Annotated in this window: 24 protein-coding genes; 15 read left to right on the forward strand and 9 right to left on the reverse strand. The window is 67.5% G+C overall.

Translation table 11 applies throughout. From position 1 onward, the window contains the following. The first annotated feature begins 104 nt into the window (after positions 1-104). The 6 genes from ACEN98_RS21320 (at position 105) to ACEN98_RS21345 (ending at position 7,530) form a co-directional block, all read left to right on the forward strand. On the forward strand, positions 105-1,298 hold the full coding sequence (locus ACEN98_RS21320; RefSeq protein ID WP_413386972.1) for a phosphopentomutase: 1,194 nt from the start codon (positions 105-107) through the stop codon (positions 1,296-1,298). Further along, positions 1,295-2,251, forward strand: coding sequence for a deoxyribose-phosphate aldolase (deoC, locus tag ACEN98_RS21325; protein WP_413386973.1), 957 nt, complete (start codon positions 1,295-1,297; stop codon positions 2,249-2,251). Before ACEN98_RS21320 ends, deoC begins: the two co-directional genes overlap by 4 nt. A 26-nt stretch (positions 2,252-2,277) precedes the next feature. After that, positions 2,278-4,668, forward strand: coding sequence for an aldehyde dehydrogenase family protein (locus ACEN98_RS21330; protein ID WP_413386974.1), 2,391 nt, complete (start codon positions 2,278-2,280; stop codon positions 4,666-4,668). 143 nt (positions 4,669-4,811) lie between these two features. Beyond that, positions 4,812-6,134, forward strand: a complete 1,323-nt coding sequence (gene deoA / locus ACEN98_RS21335; protein WP_413386975.1) for a thymidine phosphorylase — start codon at positions 4,812-4,814, stop codon at positions 6,132-6,134. 124 nt (positions 6,135-6,258) lie between these two features. Further along, positions 6,259-6,666, forward strand: a complete 408-nt coding sequence (locus ACEN98_RS21340; protein WP_413386976.1) for a cytidine deaminase — start codon at positions 6,259-6,261, stop codon at positions 6,664-6,666. A gap of 111 nt (positions 6,667-6,777) precedes the next feature. Continuing rightward, on the forward strand, positions 6,778-7,530 hold the full coding sequence (locus ACEN98_RS21345; protein WP_413386977.1) for a DUF2076 domain-containing protein: 753 nt from the start codon (positions 6,778-6,780) through the stop codon (positions 7,528-7,530). Positions 7,531-7,624: 94 nt separating this feature from the next. On the opposite strand, the gene ACEN98_RS21350 is transcribed toward ACEN98_RS21345, so the two are convergent. Genes ACEN98_RS21350 through ACEN98_RS21365 form a run of 4 tightly spaced genes read right to left on the reverse strand, consistent with a single transcriptional unit; the run spans position 7,625 to position 10,025 of the window. Further along, a complete protein-coding gene (locus ACEN98_RS21350) occupies positions 7,625-8,059 on the reverse strand; it encodes a VOC family protein (RefSeq protein WP_413386978.1) in 435 nt (144 codons plus the stop codon). Between the two features lie 22 nt (positions 8,060-8,081). Beyond that, positions 8,082-8,864: a LytR/AlgR family response regulator transcription factor gene (locus tag ACEN98_RS21355; RefSeq protein WP_413341878.1), complete on the reverse strand. Its 783-nt coding sequence runs from the start codon at positions 8,862-8,864 to the stop codon at positions 8,082-8,084. A 2-nt stretch (positions 8,865-8,866) separates the two neighbouring features. Then, complete coding sequence (locus ACEN98_RS21360) at positions 8,867-9,757, reverse strand: sensor histidine kinase (RefSeq protein WP_413386979.1); 891 nt, start codon at positions 9,755-9,757, stop codon at positions 8,867-8,869. A gap of 13 nt (positions 9,758-9,770) precedes the next feature. Next, positions 9,771-10,025, reverse strand: coding sequence for a hypothetical protein (locus ACEN98_RS21365; protein ID WP_413341882.1), 255 nt, complete (start codon positions 10,023-10,025; stop codon positions 9,771-9,773). A gap of 189 nt (positions 10,026-10,214) precedes the next feature. On the opposite strand from ACEN98_RS21365, the gene ACEN98_RS21370 reads away from it, so the two are divergent. Together ACEN98_RS21370 and ACEN98_RS21375 are read left to right on the forward strand one after the other, a co-directional pair. Next, the gene (locus ACEN98_RS21370) at positions 10,215-10,907 is read left to right on the forward strand and encodes a helix-turn-helix transcriptional regulator (protein WP_413386980.1); all 693 of its coding nucleotides are present in this window, start codon (positions 10,215-10,217) and stop codon (positions 10,905-10,907) included. Positions 10,908-10,967: 60 nt separating this feature from the next. After that, positions 10,968-11,585, forward strand: coding sequence for a glutathione S-transferase family protein (locus ACEN98_RS21375; protein WP_413386981.1), 618 nt, complete (start codon positions 10,968-10,970; stop codon positions 11,583-11,585). Here the strand turns inward: ACEN98_RS21375 and ACEN98_RS21380 are convergent, their stop codons facing one another. Both ACEN98_RS21380 and ACEN98_RS21385 read right to left on the reverse strand, forming a co-directional pair. Next, complete coding sequence (locus ACEN98_RS21380) at positions 11,586-12,761, reverse strand: MFS transporter (RefSeq protein WP_413386982.1); 1,176 nt, start codon at positions 12,759-12,761, stop codon at positions 11,586-11,588. A gap of 1 nt (position 12,762) precedes the next feature. Then, positions 12,763-14,163: an amidase gene (locus tag ACEN98_RS21385; protein WP_413386983.1), complete on the reverse strand. Its 1,401-nt coding sequence runs from the start codon at positions 14,161-14,163 to the stop codon at positions 12,763-12,765. Between the two features lie 97 nt (positions 14,164-14,260). Here ACEN98_RS21385 and gcvA point away from each other — a divergent pair, with 97 nt between their 5' ends. Continuing rightward, positions 14,261-15,142 (forward strand): transcriptional regulator GcvA, encoded by an 882-nt coding sequence (gcvA, locus tag ACEN98_RS21390; RefSeq protein ID WP_413386984.1) that lies wholly within the window; start codon positions 14,261-14,263, stop codon positions 15,140-15,142. Between the two features lie 5 nt (positions 15,143-15,147). Here gcvA and ACEN98_RS21395 read toward each other — a convergent pair whose 3' ends face one another. The 3 genes from ACEN98_RS21395 to ACEN98_RS21405 are packed head-to-tail and all read right to left on the reverse strand — an operon-like array spanning position 15,148 to position 17,773. Further along, a complete protein-coding gene (locus ACEN98_RS21395; RefSeq protein WP_413386985.1) occupies positions 15,148-15,699 on the reverse strand; it encodes a GNAT family N-acetyltransferase in 552 nt (183 codons plus the stop codon). Continuing rightward, positions 15,687-16,337: a TetR/AcrR family transcriptional regulator gene (locus tag ACEN98_RS21400; RefSeq protein WP_413386986.1), complete on the reverse strand. Its 651-nt coding sequence runs from the start codon at positions 16,335-16,337 to the stop codon at positions 15,687-15,689. Before ACEN98_RS21400 ends, ACEN98_RS21395 begins: the two co-directional genes overlap by 13 nt. After that, positions 16,334-17,773: a PLP-dependent aminotransferase family protein gene (locus ACEN98_RS21405; RefSeq protein WP_413386987.1), complete on the reverse strand. Its 1,440-nt coding sequence runs from the start codon at positions 17,771-17,773 to the stop codon at positions 16,334-16,336. Before ACEN98_RS21405 ends, ACEN98_RS21400 begins: the two co-directional genes overlap by 4 nt. Before the next feature lie 171 nt (positions 17,774-17,944). Between ACEN98_RS21405 and ACEN98_RS21410 the strand changes: the two genes are divergently transcribed. From ACEN98_RS21410 to hydA, 6 genes are all read left to right on the forward strand, one after another. Next, a complete protein-coding gene (locus ACEN98_RS21410; RefSeq protein ID WP_413386988.1) occupies positions 17,945-19,261 on the forward strand; it encodes an aspartate aminotransferase family protein in 1,317 nt (438 codons plus the stop codon). An 8-nt stretch (positions 19,262-19,269) separates the two neighbouring features. Further along, positions 19,270-20,763: a CoA-acylating methylmalonate-semialdehyde dehydrogenase gene (locus tag ACEN98_RS21415; protein ID WP_413386989.1), complete on the forward strand. Its 1,494-nt coding sequence runs from the start codon at positions 19,270-19,272 to the stop codon at positions 20,761-20,763. Between the two features lie 143 nt (positions 20,764-20,906). After that, positions 20,907-22,271 (forward strand): NAD(P)-dependent oxidoreductase, encoded by a 1,365-nt coding sequence (locus ACEN98_RS21420; RefSeq protein WP_413386990.1) that lies wholly within the window; start codon positions 20,907-20,909, stop codon positions 22,269-22,271. Further along, a complete protein-coding gene (preA, locus tag ACEN98_RS21425; protein ID WP_413389067.1) occupies positions 22,271-23,533 on the forward strand; it encodes an NAD-dependent dihydropyrimidine dehydrogenase subunit PreA in 1,263 nt (420 codons plus the stop codon). The genes ACEN98_RS21420 and preA overlap by 1 nt, the downstream gene beginning before the upstream one ends. Before the next feature lie 222 nt (positions 23,534-23,755). After that, entirely contained in the window at positions 23,756-25,258 is a 1,503-nt protein-coding gene (locus ACEN98_RS21430) for an NCS1 family nucleobase:cation symporter-1 (RefSeq protein ID WP_413386991.1), read from the forward strand. A gap of 15 nt (positions 25,259-25,273) precedes the next feature. Beyond that, on the forward strand, positions 25,274-26,662 hold the full coding sequence (gene hydA / locus ACEN98_RS21435) for a dihydropyrimidinase (RefSeq protein WP_413386992.1): 1,389 nt from the start codon (positions 25,274-25,276) through the stop codon (positions 26,660-26,662). Positions 26,663-26,667: the final 5 nt, after the last annotated feature.

Raw genomic sequence — 26,667 nt, forward strand, 5'->3', positions numbered from 1 at the left:
CGTCGTCCCCGCGAAGGCGGGGACCCAAGTTCTGCGTGCGTTTCGATAACGCGTACAAAATTGGGCCCCTGCCTTCGCAGGGGCGACGGGAACAGGGATAACTTATGTCACGCGCATTCATCCTCCTGCTGGACTCCTTCGGCCTGGGCGCCTTGCCCGACGCCGACAAATACGGCGACGCGGGCGCCAACACCCTCGGCCATATCGCCAAGTGGGCCGCCGATGTGGGCAAGCCGATGTCGCTGCCCACGCTGGAAACCATCGGCCTCGGCGCCGCCGCGCACAAGGCGAGCGGCGAGTGGCCCGCGGGCTTCCAGAAACGCGATGGTTTCACCGGCGCCTGGGGCGTCGCGCGCGAACGCTCGACCGGCAAGGACACGCAGAGCGGCCACTGGGAAATCGTCGGCGTGCCCGTGCTGTTCGACTGGGGCTACTTCCCGAAGACCGTGCCCACGTTCCCGCAAGCGTTGACGGACAAGCTGGCCGGGATCACGAACGTGCCGGGCTGGCTGGGCAACTGCCACGCGTCCGGCACGACCATCATCACGGAACTGGGCGACGAACACGTCGCCACCGGCAAACCGATCATCTACACGTCGGCCGACTCCGTGATGCAGATCGCCGCGCACGAAGAGCACTTCGGCCTCGAGCGCCTGTACCAGGTGTGCGAAGCGGCCTATGAGCTGGTCAAGCCGTACAACATCGGCCGCGTGATTGCGCGCCCGTTCACCGGCAGCAACGGCAACTACAAGCGCACGAGCAACCGCCACGACTACGCCGTGCCGCCCGTCGCGCCGACCTTGCTCGACCACGTGAAGGATGCCGGCGGGGAGGTCATCGCGCTCGGCAAGATCAGCGATATCTTCGCCGGCCAGGGCGTCACGCAACTCATCAAGGGCGCCGACAACATGGCGCTGTTCGACCGCCTGCTGGACGTGGCGGACACCGCGCCGGGCAAGTCGCTCACGTTCGTGAACTTCGTCGACTTCGACATGCACTTCGGCCACCGCCGCGATGTCGCCGGCTACGCCAACGCGCTGCACGAACTGGATGCCCGCCTGCCGGACTTCATCGCGAAGCTGAAAGAGGGCGACCTCGTCGTCATCACGGCGGACCACGGCTGCGATCCGACGTGGCCCGGTTCCGACCACACGCGCGAACACATCCCGATGCTGTTCTTCGGCCCGGCCGCGCCGGCGCGCGAGCTGCCCGTGTCCGACACGTTCGCCGACATCGGCGCCACCCTGGCGCACCACCTCGGCGTCAAACCCCTTGCCAACGGAACCGCTTTGCTATGAGCCCCAACCTGGAATTTCAACGTAACACGGCAATCGACCTCGACCTGGGCTGGATCAACCACCTGAAGGTCAACCGCAACGCCGCCGACCGCCGCGCCGCCAGCCTCGCGAATCGCCGCACGGTCAAGAAGGAATACCAGGCCGCGTGGCTGATCCGCGCCATCGAGTGCATCGACCTGACGACCTTGTCCGGCGACGACACCCCGGGCCGCGTCGAGCGCCTGTGCCGCAAGGCGATGCGTCCGCTGCGCGCGGACCTGATGCAGGCACTGGGCCTTGACTCCCTGACGACGGGCGCCGTATGCGTCTACCACGAGATGATTCAGCCGGCCGCGCAGGTGCTGCAGGGCCGCCTCCCGATCGCGGCCGTGTCGACCGCGTTCCCGGCCGGCCTGTCGAGCCTCGAAACGAAAATCCGCGAGATCGAGCTGTCCGTGGCCGCGGGCGCCACCGAGATCGACATCGTGATCACGCGCCAGCACGTCCTGACGGGCAACTGGCAGGCGCTGTACGACGAGATGGTCGCGTACCGCCAGGCGTGCGGCGACGCGCACGTGAAGGCGATCCTCGCGACGGGCGATCTCGTCACTCTGGAAAACGTAGCAAAAGCATCGTGGGTCTGCATGATGGCAGGCGCCGATTTCATCAAGACATCGACCGGCAAGGAAGGTGTGAACGCGACCATTCCCGTGTCGCTGGTGATGGTACGAGCGATCCGCGAGTACTATGAACGCACCGGCTACAAGGTCGGCTACAAGCCGGCCGGGGGTGTGTCCTCCGCCAAGGCCGCATTGCAATATCTGACCGTGATGAAGGAAGAGCTGGGCAACGAATGGCTGCAACCGCATCTGTTCCGCATCGGTGCCTCCAGCCTCCTGACCGACATCGAGCGCCAGCTCGAGCACTACGTCACCGGCAGCTATTCCGCGGCACACCGTCACGCGCAACCTTGACTCAGTTGATCACCCACGGACCTGTCATGCCCACTATTAAAGAAATTCTGCAAACTATGGATTACGGCCCGGCCCCCGAGAGCACCAAGGAAGCGCAAGCGTGGCTGGAAGCCTATGGCCGCCGTTTCGGCCTGTTCGTCGACGGTGCCTGGACCGATGGCGCCGACACCTTCGGCTCGTTCAATCCGGCCGACGGCAGCGAGCTGGCGCAGGTGACGCAGGCCACGCAGGCCGACGTCGACCGCGCCGTGGACGCCGCGCGCCGCGCGCAGCCGGGCTGGGTCGCCCTCGGTGGCCACGGCCGCGCGAAAGTCCTGTATTCGCTGGCGCGCCTGCTGCAGAAGCATTCCCGCCTGTTCGCCGTGCTCGAAACGCTGGACAACGGCAAGACGATCCGCGAAACGCGCGACGCCGACCTGCCGCTGGCCGCCCGTCATTTCTATCACCACGCCGGCTGGGCCCAGCTGCAGTCGGAAGAATTCGCGGACTACCGCGCCGTCGGCGTCGTCGGCCAGATCGTGCCGTGGAACTTCCCGCTGCTGATGCTGGCCTGGAAGGTCGCGCCCGCGCTGGCCGCGGGTAACACCATCGTGTTCAAGCCGGCCGAGTACACGTCGCTGACCGCCTTGCTGTTCGCCGAGATCTGCCAGCAGGCGGGCGTGCCGGCGGGCGTCGTCAACATCGTCACGGGCGATGGCCGCGTGGGCGAGGCGATCGTCAATCACCCGGGTATCGACAAGCTCGCGTTCACCGGCTCGACGGAAGTGGGCCGCATCATCCGCAAGGCCACGGCCGGCACGGGTAAAAAACTGTCGCTGGAACTGGGCGGCAAGTCGCCGTTCATCGTGTTCGACGACGCCGACCTGGATGCCGCCGTCGAAGGCCTCGTCGACTCGATCTGGTTCAACCAGGGCCAGGTCTGCTGCGCCGGTTCGCGCCTGCTCGTGCAGGAAAGCGTCTACCCGCGCTTCATCGAGAAGGTCAAGGCGCGCATGCAGAACCTGCGCGTCGGCTCGCCGCTCGACAAATCGAACGACATCGGCTCGCTCGTCGATCCGGTGCAGCAGCAGCGCATCCACGGTCTCGTGGAAGCGGCGCGCGCCGAAGGTTGCGAGATCTGGCAGCCGGCCGGTGAAACGCCGGTCGCCGGCTCGTGGTACCTGCCCACGTTGATCACGGGCGCGTCGACGTCGGCCTCCGTGGCGCAGACGGAAATCTTCGGCCCCGTGCTCGTCGCCTCGAGCTTCCGCACGCCGGGCGAAGCCGTGCAACTCGCGAACAACACCGTGTACGGCCTCGCGGCCTGCGTGTGGAGCGAATCGATCAGCCTCGCGCTGGACGTCGCCCCGCAGATCAAGGCCGGCGTCGTGTGGATCAACACGGCGAACCAGTTCGACGCCGCCTGCGGTTTCGGCGGCTACAAGGAATCGGGCTTCGGCCGCGAGGGCGGCAAAGAGGGCATGGTCGAGTACCTGGTGCCGCTCGCGGAAGATGCGCGTCCGGCCGCACCTGTCGTCGCAGCTCAGTTGGAGCACAAAGGCAAAGTGAAGCTGGCGGGCGGCGACAGCCCGTTTGCCGTCGACCGCACCGCGAAGCTGTACATCGGCGGCAAGCAGGCGCGCCCGGACGGCGCGTACAGCCGCGCGATCCATGGCGCCGGCGGCGAGTTCCTGGCCGACGTGGGCGAGGGCAACCGCAAGGACATCCGCAACGCCGTCGAGGCGGCGCACAAGGCGTCCGGCTGGGCGAAAGCGACCGCGCACAACCGCGCGCAGGTGCTGTACTACATCGCGGAAAACCTGGCGATCCGCGCCGACGAATTCGCCGCGCGCATCGTTGCGCAGACGGGCGCCCAGGATGCGGCACGCGAAGTGCAGGCATCGATCGAGCGCCTGTTCTACTGGGCCGCATGGGCCGACAAATACGACGGCCTGGCGCACCAGCCGCCGATGCACGGCATCACCGTCGCGCTGAACGAACCGGTGGGCGTGATCGGCATCGTGTGCCCGAACGAGAACCCGCTGCTGGGCTTCATCTCGCTCGTCGCGCCGGCGCTGGCGCTGGGCAACCGCGTCGTGGCGGTGCCGTCGGAAGCGCATCCGCTGTCCGCGCTGGACCTGTACCAGGTGCTCGACACGTCCGACCTCCCGGGCGGCGCGCTGAACATCGTCACGGGCAGCCACGACGAACTGGCACGCACGCTGGCATCGCACTTCGACGTGGATGCCGTGTGGCGCCACGACGGGTCGGCGGAAGGCTGTGCGGAAGTCGAGAAGCTGTCGGCGGAATCGCTGAAGCGCACGTGGACCGGCGGCGCGAAAGGGCGCGACTGGTTCGATGCGAAGCAGGCGGGCGGGCGTACCGTCTTGCAGCACGCAAGCCAGGTGAAAAATGTGTGGATTCCATACGGCGTCTGATTTTCTGATGGGCGGCTTGAATACGCCAACGTAGGGTGGGCTCCCCGAGCCCACGCGTAAGCCGACTCCGTGCTGGCGTCACGCGTGGCCGCGGGGTGTCCACCCTACGGTTTTACGAACCGATTGTTTAAAGCGAGAACGTTATGTTCCTCCCCCAAGAAATCGTCCGCAAAAAACGCGACGGCGGCACCTTGAGCCCGGAAGAGATCCGCTTCTTCGTGCGCGGCATCCCCGACGGCAGCGTCACCGAAGGCCAGATCGCCGCGCTCGCGATGGCCGTCTACTTCAACGACATGACGATGGACGAGCGCGTCGCATTCACGCTCGCGATGCGCGATTCCGGCCAGGTCATGGAGTGGAAGTCGCTGGACCTGCCCGGTCCCGTCGTCGACAAGCACTCCACGGGTGGCGTGGGCGATGTCGTGTCGCTGATGCTCGGTCCGATGATCGCCGCATGCGGCGGCTATGTCCCGATGATTTCCGGCCGCGGCCTCGGTCACACGGGCGGTACGCTGGATAAATTCGATTCGATTCCCGGCTATTGCACCGTGCCGGATCCGGAACTGTTCCGCAAGATCGTCAAGGAAGTCGGCGTCGCCATCATCGGCCAGACCGCGCAGCTGGCGCCGGCCGACAAGCGTTTCTACAGCATCCGCGACACGACGGCGACCGTGGAATCCGTCGCCATGATCACGGGCTCGATCCTGTCGAAGAAGCTGGCGGCGGGCCTCGATGCCCTCGTCATGGACGTCAAGGCCGGCAGCGGCGCGTTCATGCCGACATATGAAAAATCCGTCGAGCTGGCGGAGTCCATCGTCCACGTCGGCAACGGCGCCGGCACGCGCACGTCGGCGATCCTGACCGGCATGAACGAGTCGCTGTGCCCGGCGGCCGGCAATGCCGTCGAGGTGCGCGTCGCGATCGACTACCTCGCCGGCAAGTCGCGCCCGGCACGCCTGCACGAGGTGACGATGGCATTGTGCGCCGAGATGCTCGTCATCTCCGGCCTCGCCGCGACCGACGAGGCAGCGCGCGCCAAACTGCAGCACGCGCTGGATTCGGGCGAAGCGGCCGAGCGTTTCGCGCGCATGGTCAAGGCGCTGGGCGGTCCGGCCGACCTGATGGACGATCCGGACGCGCACCTCGCAAAGGCGCCGATCGTCGTGCCGGTGCCGGCGCTCGAATCGGGTTATGCGTACGCGACGGATTGCCGCGGCCTGGGCCTGGCCGTCGTCGGCCTGGGCGGCGGGCGTATCCGCCCACAGGATCCGATCGACTTCGCCGTCGGCCTCACCGACCTCGTCGAGCTGGGCACGCAACTGGAGGTCGGCCAGCCGCTGGCGCTCGTCCACGCACGCACGCGGGATGCTGCGGAACGCGCCGTGCGCGAAGTGCAGGCGGCGTACCGCATCGCGGCCGAACGGCCTGCCGCGCAGCCGATGATCTACAAAACGATTCGCCCATAAGACGACATCAACCGTCGCTCCCGCGCAGGCGGGAGCCCAATTCGTCGGCGTCTCGACTGCGCAAGCAACCTTGGGTCCCCGCCAAGGCGGACGGCTAGTCCGGGGACGACGTTCGGGAGCCCCCATGAAATACAAAAAACTGATAGCTGAAGCCCGCGCCGCGCGCGAACTGGCATACGTGCCTTATTCGCGCTTCAAGGTGGGCGCCGCGCTCGAGACGAAGGACGGCCGCGTGTTCCGCGGCTGTAACGTCGAGAACGCGTCCTACGGCCTGTGCAACTGCGCCGAGCGCACGGCATTCTTTTCCGCCATCGCCCACGGCTACGTGCCGGGCGACTTCACGGCGCTGGCCGTCATCGGCGACACGGATGGCCCCATCGCCCCGTGCGGCGCCTGCCGCCAGGTGATCCTGGAACTGGGCGGCAACGACTTGTCCGTCGTGCTGGCGAACCTGAAGGGCGACGTGATGGAGACGACCGCGGCCGCGCAGTTGCCGAACGCGTTCGGCGGGCGGGATCTCCAGAAGCCTTGAGCGCACGGTTCAGCGCCGTTTAAGGCAATCTTGCCCGGATGCTGTCAAACTTGAATTCAAGGACAGGCCCACAACATGTGGGCTATCCGACCATTCAAAGGAGCAGATGTCATGAGCCCGCAAGATTCGCAGATGTTGCACGATTTCCTGAGCCAGTTGATCCAGGCCCGCGGCATCCAGAAAGACCCGGAAGCGGAGGCCCTGATCCAGCGCGCCGTGGCCCAGCAGCCCGACGCCGCCTACCTGCTGGTGCAGAGGGCGTTGCTGCTCGAACAGGCGCTGAACAATGCCAAGGACCGCATCGCCGGGCTGGAAAGCCAGGTGCGTTCCGGTCAGCAAGGTGGTGACGGCGGTAAATTCCTCGACGCAAATTCCTGGGGCAATAGCGGCAGGTCGCAGCCGGCCCAGTCCTACCAACGCGATACCCAACAGCCTTATCAATCCCAACCGCAATATCAGCCGCAGTATCAGCCGCAGAATCAGCCGCAGAATCAGCCGCAATACCAGTCGGCGCCGTCGTCCGGCTTCCTGCGTGGCGGCTTCGGCGGTACGCTGGGTTCGATCGCCGCGACGGCGGCCGGTGTCGCGGCCGGCGGCTTCCTCTTCCAGGGCCTGGAAAACATGTTCGGCCACCACGACCACGGCGGCAACCGCTTGCTGAACAGCGACGATCCGAGCAACAACCTGTTCAACGACCAGTCCGGCAGCGCGCTGGCGGACCAGGCGGGGCTGGGCGACGTGGACCGTGTGCTGGACAATGGCTCGTCGGAAGGGTTGTTCGACAGCAGCGTCGACAACGGCAGTATCGACGGCGGGCAGGGCTTTTTCGACGGGGATGGGTCGGACGAAGGCTTGTTCAGTTGAGTTGCGCATTCGTAGGGGGGCACCTGTGCCCACGCGTAACGCCGGCAATGTGCAAGCATCGCGCGTGGGCGGGGGCCGCCCACCCTACACCTGATCATGAGTTCGTCAGGAACAGGTCTTCCGGCTTCCACGGATCATACGTCCCCACGTTCCACACATGCCCCTCGAGGTCGCGGCACATGAAGCCGCGGCTGCCGAATTCCGTGTCGCTCGGTTCCTGCAGGATGATGGCGCCGGCATGGCGCGCGCGCTCGCACACGCGGTCGGCGTCGTTCACCTGCAGGTAGACGGTCTGGGTCTGGCGGCCCCTGATCTCGTCCGGCTGCACGAGCACCTTGCCATATTCTCCCTCGTCGCTGACCGAGCCCAGCATGATCATGCCGTCGCCGAGCGTCAGTTGTGCGTGGGCGATGGCGCCGTCGATGCCGGGTACGGCGACCTGGCAGGCGAAGCCGAAGACTTCGCACAGCCAGTCGATGGCGGCCGGGGTGTCGCGGTAGCGCAGGCAGGGGATGGCGATCGAGGGCATGGCGGTCTCCTATGGGATGGATTCACATCTGCTGGAACAGGTTGCCGTGGTTGCGGCTCACTTCCAGCTCGCCCGGATAGCCGCGCACCTTCAGCATCTGGCGTCCGCGCAGGTCGCGTTTCACTTCGGCGATGGCGTCCACGCGCACGAGCGTCGAGCGGTGGATGCGCCAGAATTCGTCCGGGTCGAGTTCGTCCAGCAATTCCTTCAGCGTCTTGCGGATCAGGAATTCGGCTGCCGCCGTCTGCACCCGCGTGTATTTTTCGTCCGACTGGAAGAACAGGATCTCGCGCGTGCTCACCATGCGCAGGCTGGCGCCGACCTGGGCCTGGATCCAGCGCAGGTAAGTCGGTTTGTCCGGTTTGCCCTTGTTCTCCAGCAGGGTGGTCAGCTTCGCCAGTTGCTGGCCGATGTCCTGCGGCGGCGCGGCCTCGGCCGACGAACGCTTGCGCAGGCGCGCCTGCAGCCGCGCGCACGTGGTCGCGAGCCGTTCGGCCGACACGGGTTTCAACAGATAGTCGAGCGCGCCCTGTTCGAAGGCGTCCAGCGCGTACTGGTCGTAGGCCGTGGCGAACACGATGTGCGACCGCTCGTACAGCCGCCGCGCCGCCTCGATGCCGGACAGGCCCGGCATGCGGATGTCGAGAAAGGCGATGTCGGGCCGGAATTGCTCTCCCAGCTCGACGGCTTCCACGCCGTTCGCGGCCTCGGCGACGATCTGCAGGTCCGGCCACGCCTGTTGCAGGCGCGCGCGCAGCAGGTCGCGCATCGGGGCTTCGTCGTCGGCGATCAGGGCGGTAACCATGTTCAAGCATCCTCCATCATCTTGTAGGGCAGCCGGATCGTGGCGCAGGCGCCGCCGCCCGGCGGGGTCGAGATGGCCAGCGACGCTTCCGCGCCGTACAGCAGTTGCAGGCGCTCGCGGATGTTGGCGAGGCCGACGCCGTCGTCCGCGTGCGGGTCGATGCCGACGCCATCGTCGCACACTTCCACGTGCAGGTCAGCCCCCACCACGTGGGCGCGCACCGCGACGGTGCCGCCTTCGATCTTCGGCTCCAGGCCGTGCTTGATGGCGTTCTCGATCAGGGTCTGCAGCATCATCGGCGGGAACGGGGCGCTGCCGAGGAAGTCGGGCACGTCGAAGCGCACGTTGAGCCGTTCCTTCATCCGCGCCTGCATGATGGCAAGGTAAGCCCGCGACAGCTCGACCTGTTTGCCCAGTGTCGCGCCGCCGCGCTGGCGCATCTGCGGCAGGGTCGAGCGCAGGTAGTCGATCAGGTGGGCGTGCACGCGCGCCGCTTCCTTCGGGTCCGTCTCGATCAGCTGGCCGATCAGGGCCAGCGTGTTGAACAGGAAGTGCGGTTCGACCTGGGCCTGCAGCGCGGCCATCTGCGCCTCCATCAGGCGGCGTTCCAGCGTGGCGACGTTGGCCTGTGCCGTCGCTTCGCGCGCCATCAGCTCCGCCTTGCGCTTGCCGCCCGCCAGCACCTTGACGGCGAACGAGATGAAGATGTACCAGAAAGCCGGCTCGGGCGTGTTCACGAGCTGGAAGAAGACCACGACGAAGAACCACGTCAGGAACAGCTGGCGCCATTCGACGACGGCGAGCCAGTCGAAGAAGCGCCACCACACCTTGCTGGCTTCGTGGAAGGCGTCGCGTACGAAGTCGAGTACGCGGTTGATGTCGCTGGCGCGCATGATGCTCTCCTGCTTATTTCTCGCGGTGTGTGCGGCGGTGGTCCACGACGAATGCGCCGATGACCACCTTGATGCCCATGAACAGGACGAACAGGAACAATGCGAGCGGCAGGATGCTGATCACGAAGGCGAGGGCGATGCAGCACGCCAGCATCGCGGGCCACGGCATCACGGCGATGGCGCGCACGGTGCGGCGGCAGGCGTCGACGATGTCGCGGGCGAGGTCTTCCAGCGTGGCGCCGAAGCTGCGGTGGTAGGTCCTGGTCATGATGACTCCTTGCGGTTGGAACTTGTTTCGATGGAGTCACTCTACATCCCTGCAGGCATCGTGGCCACGGGGTACCGACGAACTGCCGAAAATGCGGGATGACTGGTCGTGCGGCCGGATGGACGGGGGCGTCTGGACCCCGTCGGTCCGGCGTAATATGATGTCGTCCATGAAACTTTTACGCCTGCCATGAGCCGCACCGGACGCCTGTTCCAGTTGATGGACGCCCTGCGCGGCCACCGCCGCCCCGTAACGGCCAGCGCCCTGGCCGAGCGCCTCGGCGTGTCGGAACGCACGATCTACCGCGACATCCAGACACTCGTGCAACTGGGCGCGCCCGTCGAGGGCTCGGCCGGTGTCGGCTACGTGCTGCGCACGGGCTTTTTCCTGCCGCCGCTGATGTTCGACGCCGACGAGCTGGAAGCCCTCGTGCTGGGCGCGCGCTGGGTGCGCCAGCAGGGCGACGCGGCGCTGTCCGACGCGGCCGACCGCTCCCTGGCCAAGATTGCGACGGCCACGCCGCGCGACCTGCGCGACCACATGGCCGAGATGAGTCTGTGGGTGCCGGCCTTTCCGGAAGCGGCGCCGGTCGAGGCGTTCATCCAGCCGGCGCGCGAGGCGATCCGGCGCCAGTGCAAGCTGCGCATCGCCTACCGCGACGAGCGCGACACGGCGACTGAGCGCATCGTATGGCCGTTCGCGCTCGCGTTCTTCGAGGGCAAGCGCGTGATGGCGGCATGGTGCGAACTGCGCGATGCGATCCGTCACTTCCGTGTCGACCGCATCGTCCGGGCCGAACCGATCACGGAGCGCTATCCGTCGCCGCGGCACCAGCTGCTGCGGGAGTGGCGCAAGGCGTACGACATCCCCGAATACTCCTGACAGAATCTGTCAGTGGCCCGTCTTAACATCACCGCATCAACCAACCCTCAGGAGACGGCCATGCAGCTCTACTACAACCACTACTCGTCCAACACCCGCCGCGTGCTGCTGGCGGCCGACCACCTCGGCATCGAGTTCGACCTCATCCAGATCAACCTGGCCAGCCAGGACGACCGCCGCCGCCTCGGCGAGGTCAATCCGAATGCCAAGCTCCCCGTGCTGATCGACGGCGACTTCATCCTGTGGGAATCGTGCGCGATCATGCAATACCTGGCCGAGGGCACGCCCGGCCAGACCGTATGGCCTCAGGAGCGCCGGGCGCGCGCGGACGTCAGCCGCTGGATGTTCTGGGCGTGCCAGCATTTCGCCCCGCCCATCGGCGTGTTCACGTGGGAACACCTCTGGAAGAAATTCGTCACGGGCCAGGACGCCGATCCGGCGGAAGTCGCGCGCGGCGCAGCCGACCTGGCCGAGGCGGCCCGCGTGCTGGACCAGCACCTGGCCACGCGCCAGTGGCTCGCCGGCGACGGCGTGACCCTGGCCGACTACGCCGTCGCGGCGCCGCTCATGTACAAGGACCGGGCACACCTGCCGCTGGATGCGTATCCGCACCTGCTGGCCTGGTTTGAGCGCATCCAGGCGCTGCCGGCGTGGCAGCGGACGACGCACGAATGGTGATCAGGCCGGCCTGCCCACGAGCGCGGCTATCCCCGCCGCCGCGACGTTGACGGCTGCGCTGGCCACGATCGGCACCGTATAGCTGCCGCTCGCGTCGAACAGGTAGCCGGCCGCGGTGGGACCGAGGAGCGTACCCACCGCGACGCTCGTGTACAGGACGCCGATGATGCCGCCGACCTGGCGGTTGCCGAACAAATCCGTCACCACGGGCGGCATGATGGCGACCCAGCCGCCGTAGAACAGGCCGAACAGCAGCGCGAACCCGGCCAGCGCGAGGAAGCCCGTCGACGCGGCCCACACCGCGAGTGCGGCAGCCATGCCGGCAAACATCGCCAGCAGGAAGGCCAGTCTCCCGACCCTGTCCGCCAGTCCACCGAGGAAAAACCGGCCCAGCGTGCTGCCGATGCCGATCGTCCCCAGCAGGTAAGCCGCGTCCTTCTGGCCGATGCCGTGGTCCAGCGCATACGGCACCAGGTGGACGAACGGCACGAATACCCCGAACGAGCAGACCAGGCAGGCCGCGTACAGCAAGACGAATTGCCGCGACCGGACGGCCTCGCGCAGCAGCATGCCCGAGTGGACGCCGGCCGGCCCCATGTCTTTGCCGGCGGGATCGTCGGCAATGAGCGCGGCCATGCCGATGCCGACGACCGCCGCGCCGCATCCGAGCGCGAGGTAGGCGTTGCGCCATCCCAGGGCGTCGATCAGCGCCGTCGCGAGCGGCGGCATGACCAGCGTGCCGACGCCGATGCCGCTGACCGCGAGGCCGGACGCAACACCGCGGCGCGCGACGAACCAGCGCTGCACGGCGCCCAGCGCGGGCACGTACGCACAACCGATACCGACGCCGACGCCGAGGCCGTAGGCGGCATACACCGCATGCAGGCTGCGCGCCACGCCGGCCAGCGCGAGGCCCGCGCCCACCAGCAGCATGCCGAGCATGGCCAGGCGGCGCGCGCCCCAGCGGTCCGCGAGCGGGCCGCTGACGACACCCAGCGCAAAATACAGGAAGCCCGCCAGCGAAAACACGAGCGACACGGATCCGCGCGACGCCTCGAAGTCCCGCTGCAGCGCCGGTACGAACGCACTGAACGTGTACGCGCAGCCGAATCCGACGAAACAGACCGCGAACGCCGCCGCGACGACGACCCAGCCATAGAAGATGCGCGATCCCATGCTAGCGCTCCGGATGGCGCCGGTGCCACGACGTTCGCGCCTGGAACGCGGCGCCGGCCCGCACGAGCGCGTCCTCGCGCCAGCGGGGCGCCACCAGTTGCAGGCCGATAGGCATGCCATCGTCGGTGCAGCCGCCCGGCAACGTGAGCGTCGGATGGCCGGACATGTTGAAGGGGCACGTGTAACGCTGCAGCCCGGCGATGAGGTCCGGCTGCGTGCCCAGCGTCCGGATCTGCGCGAGCGTGAGCGGGGCGAACGGCTGCACGGGCGTGAGCAGGACGTCGACGGCTGCGAGGACCCGGTCGACACGGCCGCGGAAGGCCGCGCGCCGCAGCAGGATGGCCTGGTAATCGGTGCCGGACAATGCCTTGCCGGTCTCGATCACCGCCGCGAGGACGGCACCGTAATCCGCCTGCATGCGCGGATAGCGGTCCCGGTGCGCCACGGCCGCCTCCACGGCACATTGCGGCACCCAGTCGGCGACGGTCTGTGCGACGTCGGGGAAGCGGACGTCGACGATTTCCGCGCCCAGCGCGGCAAACGTCGCGAGTGCGCCGGCGAGCACCGCGCGCGTGCCGGCGTCCACGCCGTCGCGGTTCCACGCCGCGTCCACCCCGATGCGCCAGCCCGCGATGCCGGCGCCCGCCGTGGCGTCGGGGACAGGCATCGGCGACGCCGTCGGGTCGTCCGGATCGGCCCCGGCGATGGCGCCCAGCAGGATGCCGGCGTCGATGGCGCTGCGGGCCATGGTCCCGACATGGTCCAGCGACGCCGCCAGTTCGGCCGCGCCGTAGCGGCTCACGCGGCCCCACGTCGGCTTCAGTCCCGTCAGGCCATTCGCCGCGGACGGCCAGCGGATCGACCCGCCCGTGTCCGAGGCGAGCGAGCCATACGCCATGCCCGCCGCGACGGCGACGCCGGAACCGCTCGACGAGATGCCCGGCCAGTAGTCCGCGTGCCACGGGTTGCGCGGCGGGACGACGGCCGGGTGGTGGTCGGAATACGCGCCTTCGGTGAGCTCGGGCTTGCCGACGAGGACGGCGCCGGCGTCGCGCAGGCGCCGCACCACCGTCGCGTCGCGGGTGGCGACGGGCTGGCTGCGCAGCCGCATGCCGGCGCGCGTCGGCACGCCTTCGATGTCGAACAGGTCCTTCACCGCGATCGGCACGCCGTGCAGCGGCCCGCGCCATCCGCCGGCCGCGATCTCGCTGTCGGCCGCGTCGGCTTGCGCGCGCGCGGCGTCGGCCAGCACCAGCGCGTACGCATGGAGGTCGCCGTCGAGCGCGGCGATGCGGTCGAGCAGCGCTTGGGTCACCTCCCGGGAAGATACGCTGCGGTTGCGGATCAGGAGCCCAAGCGCGCCGATGTCGAGATAGTGCAGAACGTCTGTCGGTTTAGTCATTCTCTTTCCAGAATCGGCTTACAATGCAGGTACTTTAGCCTTCGCATGACAGTGGCACAACCGAGTTTTCCTTCCTGTTTCGATTGAGATTTTCTAAATGATCCGTGAGCCGGTGCCGCCCTTGAAGCCGCTGCGCGCGTTCGAAGCCGCCGCGCGGCACCTGTCCGTGAAAGCCGCGGCGGAAGAGTTGTGCGTGACGCCGGGCGCGGTCAGCCAGCTCGTGCGGCAACTGGAAGAGCACCTCGGCGTAAAACTGTTCGAGCGGGTCAACCGGGGCATCCTGCTGACCCAGGCGGGCCGCGATTACCTGCCGCCCGTGCGCAATGCGTTCCGGCAGATCGCGCAGGCCACGCAGCGCCTCGCGGCGTCCGCGGATGCCGGCACGCTGACGTTGAGCGTCACGCCGTTCTTCGCGTCCGCGTGGCTGATGCCGCGCCTGCAGCGGTTCCGCGACGCGCATCCGGGCATCGACCTGCACATCGTGACCAGCACCGCGCTGGCGGATTTTGCGCGCGACGGCGTGGACGTCGCCGTCCGGCACGGCGCCGGGCGCTATCCCGGACTGCGGAGCTATCGCGTGGCCTCCGTCGAGATCGTGCCGGTGGCAGCGCCGGCCCTCGTCGAGCGCCTTGGCCTGCCGTCAGCGCCTGCGGACCTGGCGCGCTGGCCGCACGTGCACGACGCCGACCGGAAGGGGTGGAGCCTGTGGTTCCAGGCCAACGGCGTGGATGATGTCGCGCTGCCGCGCGGCCCGTCGTTCGACGACGCCAGCCTGCTGCTGGGTGCCGTGCTGGCCGGGCAGGGCGCCGGCCTGCTGCCGGCCGCCATGGTGGCGCACGAGGTGGAGGCCGGGCGCCTGGTCAAGCTCGCGAAACCGGCCCACATGGAGACGTTCGCGTACTACCTGGTCTATCCGGAAGCCCGGCAGGACAACCCGAAGGTGGCCGCCGTGCGCGACTGGATCCTGGCGGTGGAATAGCTGGATTACCCGTTCCAGTGCCGGCGGAGCAGGCCGTAATACACCGTATCGGCAGGCTCGCCCTGCACGATCCACCGCTCGGGCATATAGCCTTCTTTTTGAAACCCGAGCTTTTCCAGCACCCGTGCGGACGCCCCGTTGCGCGGGTCGATGTCGGCCTCGATGCGGTTCAGGTCCAGCGTCGTAAAACCGTAGGCCAGCAGCGCGCGCAGCGCCTCGCTGACGTAGCCGCCGCCCCAGTGGGCACGGGCCAACGCGTAGCCCGTTTCGCAGCGGCGGCTGGTGTCGACGAAGCGGTGCAGGCTCACGTTGCCGATCAGTTCTCCCGTTTCGATCAGTTCGACGCCCAGGCGCATGCCGCTGCCATCCGCGTAGGCGGCCTGCGTGGCGGCGATGTGCTCGCGTGACTGGTCGAGCGACGTCCACGGTCCGCTGCTCCAGTAGCGCGCCACTTCCGGATCGGAAAACACGGCATAGTGCGCGTCGACGTCGCGCTCGCTCATCCAGCGCAGTTTCAGGCGGGGCGTGAACAGTTCGATGGGGCTCAGGGTGGGCATGGTTTCTCCTGGAGGCCGACCGCGGCGAGGACCATGCCCGTGATCAGGCGCTCGGCGTCGTCGAAGTCGGATGGTTGCAGTTGTTCGCGGTCGAGCACGAGCGTCATCTGGGCGGCGAAGTCGGCGTACGACTGCGTCATCGCCCACACGGCGAACAGCAGATGGGTGGCGTTGACGGGCGCGATCTTCCCTTCCGCGATCCAGCGCTCGAACACGGCGATGTCCGCGCGCAGCAGGGGGATCACGCGGCGGCGGATCTGGTCGGCGTACAGCTTGGCGCCGCCGATGACTTCCATCGCATACACGCGCGACGCGAGCGGCTGCTCGCGCGAGAACGTCAGCTTCGCGCGCACATAGGTGCGCAGGACGTCGCCCGGGTCCTTGCCCGGATCCGCGAGGCTGGCCATGCGCGCGAGCCAGTCGTCCAGCACGTTGTCGAGCACGCGCTGGTACAAGGCCTGCTTGGTCGGGAAGTAGTACATCAGGTTCTGCTTCGACAGGCCCGCGCGCTCGGCCACGGTGGCGATCGACGTGCCTTCGTAGCCGCATTCGGCGAACTGGCGCACGGCTTCCGTGAGGATGGTTGTTTCAACCCTGTCACGGTGGCTGACGCGATGTTTGACGGGGGCGATGGTCATGGTAGTTCTCCTCGGATCGAACGCAGGAAATCGAGCAGGGCCGGCTCGTGGGCATAGGCGACGTTGAAGCGGAACCAGGCGGTATCGGGCGGCGTCAGTGCAAAGAATTCGCCCGGCGCCAGCAGGATGCTCGCGCGCAGCGCGCGTTCGGCGATGGCGCGGCCGCTTTGTTTTTGCGCCGGCCAGCCCGCGCTGACGAACATGCCGCCGCGCGGCCGGGCCAGCGGCACGAGGCCCGCGTCGCCAAGGCGCTCCAGCGCCAGCTCGCGCGCGTCGTCCAGCTGCAGCACGAGACGCTCGACCTGCTTGCGGTAGGCGCGGCTGCCGACGGCATCGTAGACGGCGCGCTCGTTCACTTCCGACGTCGTCAGGCCCGTGAGCATCTTGACGCGCACCAGTTCCGGTATCAACGACCCGGAGGCGCAAATGGAACCCACGCGCAGCACGGGCGACAGGGTCTTGGAAAAGCTGCCGATGCGGATCACGCGGCGCAGCCCGTCCATGGCCGCGAGCGACGAGTCGCCGCGCGCCGCCAGTTCGCGGTAGATGTCGTCCTCGACGAGCCAGAAATCGTACTGCTCGGACAGCGCGAGCAGCCGGTGCGCCTGTGCCTGCGACAGCGACGTGCCCAGGGGATTCTGCAGCACCGTGTTGACGAACATGAGCTTCGGCTGGCGCGCCTGGGCCGTGCGCGCGAGGACGTCCATGTCCAGGCCATGCGCGCCGCGCGGGATGCCGACGGCCTCGCAGCCGTGATGCCGGACGAGCGCAAGCAAATTGCCGTAGCCGGGATCCTCGACGAACACGACGTCGCCCGGCCGCGTGAGCGTGCGCAGCACGAGGTCGAACGCGTGCGTGGCGCCGTGCGTGAGCAGGATCTGTTCCGGCTCGACCGCAAACAGGTCGGCCGACAGCGTCGTGGCGAGATGCTGGCGCAGGCTGGGAAAGCCGAGCGGATGGCCATAGCCGCGCAGGCGGCTGGCCGGGATCTTCATCGCGTGGCGCACGGCGTCGAGGATCGTCGACTCGCCATACCACTCGGGCGGCAGCCAGCCGGCGCCGACGGGCAGCGCATCCGTCTGGCCGGAATAGAGGTCGGGCGTGAGCGTGTCGACCACATTGGCGGCCGCGGGCAGACAGGGTTGCTGCGCGGGGGCTTCCGTGCCGCGTGCGACGAAGAATCCGGAGCCGCGTCGCGATGACAGCAGGCCCAGGTGCAGCAGGCGGTCGTACGATTCGACGACGGTGAAGGTGCTGACGCCATTCACTTTTGCGAATTGTCGAACGGACGGCATCTTGGTCCCGGCGGGCAGCGTGCGGCGATTTACCATCTCGGCGATGGCCGCGACGATCTGGTCGACCAGGCTGCCGCGCCGCTGGCGGTCGATCGCCAGCGCCGGCCATCCCTCGCTCTCGCTCTTTTCGGTTGGTTCCATGCGCCTCCATCGCGCGACGTCCGAAACTGTACAGGCTATGCTACCTATACGGTTGGCCATTTTCGCAGATTGTGTATATGTGCCGCTGTTGTACTGCTGTCTATTATTGCATCATTGTTTTTGCCAGTTGGTAAATTTTGTACTGGCCGTCATATTCATAAGGGGAGTCGCATGAACGAGTCCAGACCCGAATCGATGGCATCCTTCTGGATGCCATTCACCAACAACCGTGACTTCAAGGCCCATCCGCGCCTCCTCGTCTCGGCACAAGGAATGTATTACAAGGACGTCGACGGCAACGCCGTCCTCGACGGCACCGCCGGCCTGTGGTGCGTCCCGTGCGGCCATGCGCAGCCGAAGATCGTCGCCGCCGTCAGCGAGATGGTCGCCCAGCTCGACTTCGCGCCCACGTTCCAGATGGGCCACCCGGCCGCCTTCGACCTGGCCGAACGCCTGATGGACTACACCAATCACAAGTTCGGCCACGTGTTCTACACGAACTCCGGCTCGGAAGCGGTGGACACCGCGCTCAAGATCGCGCTCGCGTATCACAAGGCCCGCGGCGACGCCGGCCGCACGCGGTTGATCGGGCGCGAGCGGGGCTATCACGGCGTCGGCTTCGGCGGGCTGTCCGTCGGCGGCATCGGCCCGAATCGCAAGGCCTTCGGGCCGCTGCTGCCGGGTGTCGACCACCTGCCGCACACGCACAACCCCGGCAAGAACGCGTTCTCGCGCGGCGAGCCGGAACATGGCGCGGAACTGGCCGACGAACTGGAACGCATCGTCGCGCTGCACGACGCGTCGACCATCGCCGCGGTCATCGTCGAACCCGTGGCCGGATCGACGGGCGTGCTGATTCCGCCGCGGGGTTACCTGAAGCGCCTGCGCGAACTCTGCACGAAGCACGGCATCCTGCTGATCTTCGACGAAGTGATCACGGGCTTCGGCCGCCTGACGACGCCGTTCGCCGTCGATTACTTCGACGTCGAGCCGGACATGATGACGACGGCGAAAGGCCTCACCAACGGCACCGTGCCGATGGGTGCCGTGTTCTCGAAAAAATTCATCCACGACGCGTTCATGGAAGCGCCGGCCGGCATCGAGCTGTTCCACGGCTACACGTATTCCGGCCATCCGCTCGCGTGCGCCGCGTCGATCGCCACGCTGGAAGTCTTCAAGGAGCAGGGCATCCTCGAGAACGCCCGTGCGCTGCAGCCGTACTGGGAAGACGCCGTCCACAGCCTGCGCGGCCTGCCGCACGTGATCGACATCCGCACCATCGGCCTCGTCGCCGGCATCGAGCTGGAAAGCATCCCCGGCAAGGTCGGGGCGCGCGCGTTCGCCGCGTTCAAGCAGGCCTTCGCGGACGGCATCCTGATCCGCACGACGGGCGACATCATCGCGCTGTCGCCGCCGCTCGTGCTGGAGAAAAAACACATCGACGAATTGTTCGGCAAGCTGGCCGCCGTCCTGAAAAACCTCGACTGAAAGAGAACATGGAGACGATCAATCACTACATCGGCGGCAGCGTCGCCGAAGGGTCCGGCGGACGCTACGCGGACGTCTACAACCCCGCGCTGGGCGAGCCCTGCGCGCGCGTGGCGCTGGCGAGCATCGAGGACGTCGCGGCTGCCGTGGCAGCGGCCAGCGCCGCATTCCCCGCCTGGGCCGCGACGCCCCCGCTGGCCCGCGCCCGCGTGCTGTTCAACTACCTGCAACTGTGCCAGAAGCATACCGATGAATTCGCGGCGATGATCGTGCGCGAACACGGCAAGACGTTCGCCGACGCACGTGGCGAAGTCGCACGCGGCATCGAAGTCGTCGAGTTCGCGGTGGGCATCCCGCAGATGCTCAAGGGCGAGTTCACGGACCAGATCGCGCGCGGCATCGACGCGTGGTCGATGCGCCAGCCGCTGGGCGTCGTCGCGGGCATCACGCCGTTCAACTTCCCCGTGATGGTGCCGATGTGGATGTTCCCCGTCGCCATCGCGTGCGGCAACACGTTCATCCTGAAACCGTCCGAACGGGATCCGTCGCCGTCGCTGCTGCATGCGCGGCTGCTGAAGGAAGCGGGGCTGCCGGACGGCGTGTTCAACGTCGTCCAGGGCGACAAAGGCGCGGTCGACGCGCTGCTCGACCACCCGGACATCCAGGCCGTCAGCTTCGTGGGCTCGACGCCGATCGCGGAATACATCTACGCCCGCGGCAGCGCAGCCGGCAAGCGCGTGCAGGCGCTGGGCGGCGCGAAGAACCACATGGTCGTGATGCCCGATGCCGACATGGACATGGCGGTCGATGCACTCATCGGCGCCGCCTACGGCTCGGCGGGCGAGCGCTGCATGGCGATCTCGGTGGCCGTGGCGATCGGCGACGCGGGCGATGCGCTCGTGGCCCGGCTGGCCGAGCGCACGCGTGCCCTGAAGATCGCGGACGGCATGGCGGATGGCGCGGAGATGGGGCCCGTGGTCACGCAGGCGGCCAAGCAGCGCATCGAAAAGCTGATCGGCGAAGGCGTGGAGCAGGGCGCGACGCTGGTCGTCGACGGCCGCGGCTTCAAGGTGCCGGAGCGCGCCAACGGCTTCTTCGTGGGCGGCACCCTGTTCGACCACGTGACGCCGTCGATGTCCATCTACAAGGAAGAAATCTTCGGCCCCGTGCTGTGCGTCGTCCGCCTGCCGGACGTCGGGAGTGCTTTGGCCCTCATCAACCGCAACGAGTACGGCAACGGCGTCGCCGTGTTCACCCGCGACGGCGGCGTGGCGCGCGAATTCGTGCGTCAGGTGCAGGTCGGGATGGTCGGGGTGAACGTGCCGCTGCCGGTGCCGATGGCGTTCAACAGCTTCGGCGGGTGGAAGAAAAGCCTGTTCGGCGACCATCACGCGTACGGGCCGGAGGGTGTGCGGTTTTATACGCGGCACAAGGCGGTCATGCAAAGGTGGCCGAATACGGCGAGCAGCGGGGTGGAGTTCGCGTTCCCGCAAATGAAATGACGGACACGATCCGTTGATACGTCGTCCCTGCGCAGGCAGGGACCCAGGTTGCACGCATCTCGACGACGCACTCAACTTGGGCTCCCGCCTGCGCGGGAGCGACGGTGGTTTTTTTGAGTCACTACGAAAAGAAGGGATGCTTCATGATCGAGTCACTCCACCACCTGCCCCCCGCCGCCGGCACGCACGGTGCCCTGTCCGAGCGCTTCACGGACCTGGCGCCGGCACTGACGACCCGCCAGGCCGCCATCGAAAGCGCCCGCTGCCTGTACTGTTATGACGCGCCCTGTACGCGCGCCTGCCCGACGGGCATCGACGTCGCGAGCTTCATCCGCAACATCCACGAGGGCAACGTGGAAGGCGCCGCGGTCAACATCCTCAAGCAGAACATCTTCGGCGGCAGCTGTTCGCGCGTGTGCCCGACGGAGATCCTGTGCGAGGACGCCTGCGTGCGCAACAACGACGCCGAAGGCCAGCCCGTGAAGATCGGCCTGCTGCAGCGTCACGCCATCGACAACGCGCACTTCGCCGGTCATCCGTTCCGGCGCGCGCCGTCGACCGGCAGGACGATCGCCGTCGTCGGCGCCGGCCCGGCCGGGCTGTCGTGCGCGCACCGGCTCGCGATGCTGGGCCATGACGTCGTCGTGTTCGAAGCGCGCGACAAGGCCGGTGGCCTGAACGAATACGGCATCGCCAAGTACAAGCTGCCGGGCGACTTCGCCCAGCGCGAGGTCGACTTCTTGCTGTCCATCGGCGGCATCGAGATCCAGTACGGCCGCATCCTGGGCGGCAACCTGCATTTGCAGGACCTGCACACGCGCTACGACGCCGTGTTCCTCGGCCTGGGCCTGGGTGCGAGCCGCCGCCTCGGCCTCACGGGCGAGGACGCGCCGGGCCTCGCGGCCGCCGTCGACTACATCGCCACGTTGCGCCAGGCCGCGGACCTCGCGGCGCTGCCGGTGCCGAAGCGGGCCATCGTGATCGGGGCCGGCAACACGGCCGTCGACATGGCCGTGCAGATCGGGCGGCTCGGCGCGGACGAGGTCACGCTCGTGTACCGCCGCGGATTCGACGCGATGAGCGCGACCGGCCACGAGATCGAGATCGCGAAGACGAATGGCGTGCGCATCCGCACGTGGGCCGCACCGCACGAGATCCTGCTCGACGCCGCGGGACGCGTGCGCGGCATGCGCTTCGAAGAAACGCGGCTGGAGGACGGCCGCCTTGCCGGCACGGGGGCGTTCATCGACATCGCGGCAGATGCCGTGTTCAAGGCCATCGGCCAGCACATGGACGGAGACTCCCTGTCCGACCTGCTCGCGCGCGAACTGGAGCGGGAAGGCGACAAGATCCACGTCGATGCGCGGTTCCGCACCAAGCTGCCGGGCGTGTACGCGGGCGGCGACTGCGTGGCGCCGGGGCAGGACCTGACGGTGCAGGCCGTCCAGCACGGCAAGCTGGCCGCGCTGGCGATCCATGACGACATCCTTTCCAAAGCGGAGGCATGATGGCCGACCTGAGCATCGATTTCTGCGGCATCAAGTCGCCGAACCCTTTCTGGCTGGCGTCCGCACCGCCGACCGACAAGGCCTATAACGTCGTGCGCGCCTTCGAGGCGGGGTGGGGCGGCGTCGTGTGGAAGACGCTGGGCGAGGATCCCCCGGCCGTCAACGTGTCGTCGCGCTACTCCGCGCTGCATGGGAAGAACCGCGAAGTCATCGGCTTCAACAACATCGAACTGATCACGGACCGCAGCCTCGAGATCAACCTGCGCGAGATCACGGCCGTCAAGAAGGCGTGGCCGGACCGGGCGCTGGTCGTGTCGATGATGCTGCCGTGCGAGGAAGCGCCGTGGCGCGAGATCCTGCCGCTCGTCGCGGCGACGGGCGCGGACGGCATCGAACTGAACTTCGGCTGCCCGCACGGCATGCCCGAGCGGGGCATGGGCGCCGCGGTGGGCCAGCAGCCGGACCTGATCGAACTCGTCACGCGCTGGTGCAAGACGTACACGCGGCTGCCGGTGATCGTCAAGCTGACGCCCAACATCACGGACGTGCGCGCACCCGCACGCGCGGCGCTGGCGGGCGGGGCGGATGCCGTCTCGCTGATCAACACGATCAATTCGATCACGCACCTGGACCTGGACCGCATGGTCGCGTTCCCCGCGGTCGGCAACGCCAGCACGCACGGCGGCTATTGCGGCACGGCCGTCAAACCCATCGCGCTGAACATGGTGGCCGAGATCGCGCGCGACCCGGTGACGAAAGGCTTGCCGATCTCCGGCATCGGCGGCATCGGCAACTGGCGCGACGCGGCCGAGTTCATCGCGCTGGGCGCCGGCTCGGTGCAGGTGTGCACGGCCGCGATGCTGCATGGCTTCCGCATCGTCGAGGAGATGAAGGACGGCTTGTCGCGCTGGATGGATTCGAAGGGCTACGACAACATCGCCGCGTTCTCGCGCAAGGCCGTGCCGAACACGACGGACTGGAAATACCTGGACATGAATTACCAGGTCATCGCGCACATCGACCAGGACAAGTGCATCCAGTGCGGCCGCTGCCACGTGGCGTGCGAGGACACGTCGCACCAGGCCATCGCGCGGCTGGTCGACGGGAATGCGCGCAAGTACGAGGTGATCGACCAGGAATGCGTGGGCTGCAACCTGTGCGAGATCACCTGTCCGGTCGAGGGCTGCATCACGATGGTGCCGCAGCAGACGGGCAAGCCGTACATGAACTGGACGCAGGACCCCCGCAATCCGCAGGCGTAGGGTGGGCACCCCGTGCCCACGCGTAACGTTTGCGTGTCGTTGGCCGTGCCCACGCGTAACGTTTGTATGTCGTTGGCCGTGCCCACGCGTAACGTTTGCGTGTCGTTGGCCGTGCCCACGCGTAACGTTTGCGGTTCGTTGGCGTTATGCGTGGGCGGAGGGCCGCCCACCCTACGTCTTGCTAATATGGTGCATTGAACGAAACCGACGGAGACCGCCCCGATGAGCACCGATCCCGCAATGAACCAGGATCTCTGGAACGAAGACCTCGCGCCGACGAGCGCCGCGCAGCGCACGTGGCGCTGGTATCACTTCGCCGCCCTGTGGGTCGGCATGGTGATGTGCATCCCGGCCTATACGCTGTCCGCCAGCCTGATCGAGGCCGGCATGTCCGCGTACCAGGCCGTGTTCACCGTGTTCCTCGCGAACGCCATCGTGCTGCTGCCGATGCTGCTGATCGGCCACGCCGGCACGAAATATGGCATCCCGTACGCCGTGCTGGCGCGCGCCGCGTTCGGCACGCGCGGGGCGCGGCTGCCGGCGCTGATGCGCGCCATCGTCGCGTGCGGCTGGTACGGCATCCAGACGTGGTTCGGCGGCAGCATGATCTACACGCTGCTGGGCGTGCTGGCCGGGCACGAGATCGGCGGCGCCAGGCTCGCCGGCCTGGGCATCAACGGCGCGCAGCTGCTGTGCTTCCTCGCGTTCTGGGCGATCCAGTTCTATTTCATCGTGCACGGCATGGATGCGATCCGCAAGCTGGAGACGTACACGGCGCCGCTGAAGATCGCGATCTGCTTCGTGCTGCTCGGCTGGGTCTACCAGAAAGCGGGCGGCTTCGGCCCGCTGCTGGACGCGCCGTCGCAGTTCGTCGAAGGCGGCAAGAAGGCCGGCCAGTTCTGGCCCACGTTCTGGCCGTCGCTGACGGCGATGGTCGGCTTCTGGGCCACGCTCGCGCTGAACATCCCCGACTTCACCCGCTTCGCGCGTACGCAGCGCGACCAGATCCTGGGCCAGTCCGTCGGCCTGCCCGTGCCGATGGGGTTGCTGGCTGCATTGGCCGTCATCGTCACGTCGGCCACCGTCGTCCTGTACGGCAAGGCGTTGTGGGACCCGGTCGACCTGGCCAGCCGCATGACGGGCGCCGCGGTGCTGATCGCGTTAATTGTTCTGCTGGTCGACACGGTCAGCGTCAACCTGGCCGCCAACCTCGTCGGCCCGGCCTACGACTTTTCCGCGCTGGCGCCGCGCCACATCTCGTACCGCACGGGCGGCTACATCACGGCCGGCATCGCGCTCGCGATGATGCCGTGGAAGATCCTCGAATCGACACAGGGCTATATCTTCACGTGGCTGATCGGCTATTCCGCGCTGCTGGGACCCATTGCGGGCGTGCTAATCATCGATTACTACCTGATCCGCCGCACGGAACTCGCGGTCGACCACCTGTACAACGACGACGGCATCTATGGCTACCAGAATGGATTTGCCCCAAGCGGCTGGAACCTGGCCGCGATCGTCGCCTTCGTCGCCGGCGTGCTGCCGAACATCCCGGGCTTCATGAACGCGGCGTTTCCGGAGTCGTTCCCGGACGTGGGCGCCGCGTTCAAAACCCTGTACACCTATGCGTGGTTCGTCGGGATCGCGATTTCCGCGGTCGTGTACGGCCTCATGATGAAGGGCAGGGCGGCGCCGGCGCTGCATCCGGCCCGTTCGCTCGATTGACCCGAGGAGACGTCAATGACCCTGTTGATACGCGGTGGTACGGTGGTGAACGCCGACCGTGCATTTCGTGCCGATGTGCTGTGCGAAGGCGACAAGATCGTCGCCGTGGGCGAGAACCTGGAGGCGCCCGCGCACGCGGAAGTGATCGATGCCGGCGGCCAGTACGTGATGCCGGGCGGGATCGACCCGCACACGCATATGCAGCTGCCGTTCATGGGCACCGTCACCGCCGATGATTTTTACACCGGCACGGCGGCGGGCCTCGCGGGCGGCACGACGACGATCATCGACTTCGTCATCCCCGACCCGAAACAACGCCTGATGGACGCATTCCAGACGTGGCGCGGCTGGGCGGAAAAGGCCGCGGCCGACTACACGTTCCACGTCGCCGTCACATGGTGGGACGACACGGTGCACGAAGACATGGGCACGCTCGTCGAGCGCCACGGCGTGAACAGCTTCAAGCACTTCATGGCGTACAAGAACGCCATCATGGCCGACGACGAAACGCTGGTGAAAAGCTTCCGGCGCGCGCTCGAACTGGGCGCGATCCCGACCGTGCACGCGGAGAACGGGGAGCTGGTCTACCAGTTGCAGCGCGAACTGCTGGCGAAGGGCATCCACGGGGCGGAAGCGCATCCGCTGTCGCGCCCACCGGAAGTGGAAGCCGAAGCGGCCAACCGCGCGATCGCCATCGCGAATGTGCTCGGCACGCCCGTCTACATCGTGCACGTGTCGTGCGCCGAATCGCTGGAGGCCATCACGCGCGCCCGCGCACGCGGCCAGCGCGTGTACGGCGAGGCGCTGGCGGGCCACCTCGTCATCGACGACAGCGTCTACCGCCACGCGGATCCCGAAGTCGCGCGCGCCTACGTGATGAGTCCCCCGTTCCGCTCCAGCCACCACCAGACGGCGCTGTGGCAAGGCCTCCAGGGCGGCAACCTGCACACGACGGCGACCGACCACTGCACGTTCTGCGCCGGCCAGAAAGGAATGGGCGCGGACGATTTCACGCGCATCCCGAACGGCTGCGGCGGCGTCGAGGAACGCATGGCCGTCGTGTGGGACGCGGGCGTGAACACGGGGCGTCTGACGCCGTCCGAATTCGTGCGCGTGACGTCGACCAATGCGGCCCAGATTTTCAATATCTATCCGCGCAAGGGTTCCGTGTCCGTTGGGGCGGATGCCGACGTCGTCGTGTGGGACCCGCAAGGGACGCGCACCCTGTCGGCCGCGACGCAGCATTCGAAGGGCGACTTCAACGTGTTCGAAGGGCGCACGGTGCGCGGGATTCCCACGCACACGGTGGCGGCCGGAAAGCTCGTGTATGCCGAGGGCGATTTGCGGGCGGAGCGTGGAGCAGGGCGATATGTGGAGCGCCCGGCTTTCACCAGCACTATTTGAACGCT

It is taken from the genome of Massilia sp. CT11-137, assembly GCF_047302885.1.
Classification (GTDB): Bacteria; Pseudomonadota; Gammaproteobacteria; order Burkholderiales; family Burkholderiaceae_D; genus Telluria; species Telluria orientalis.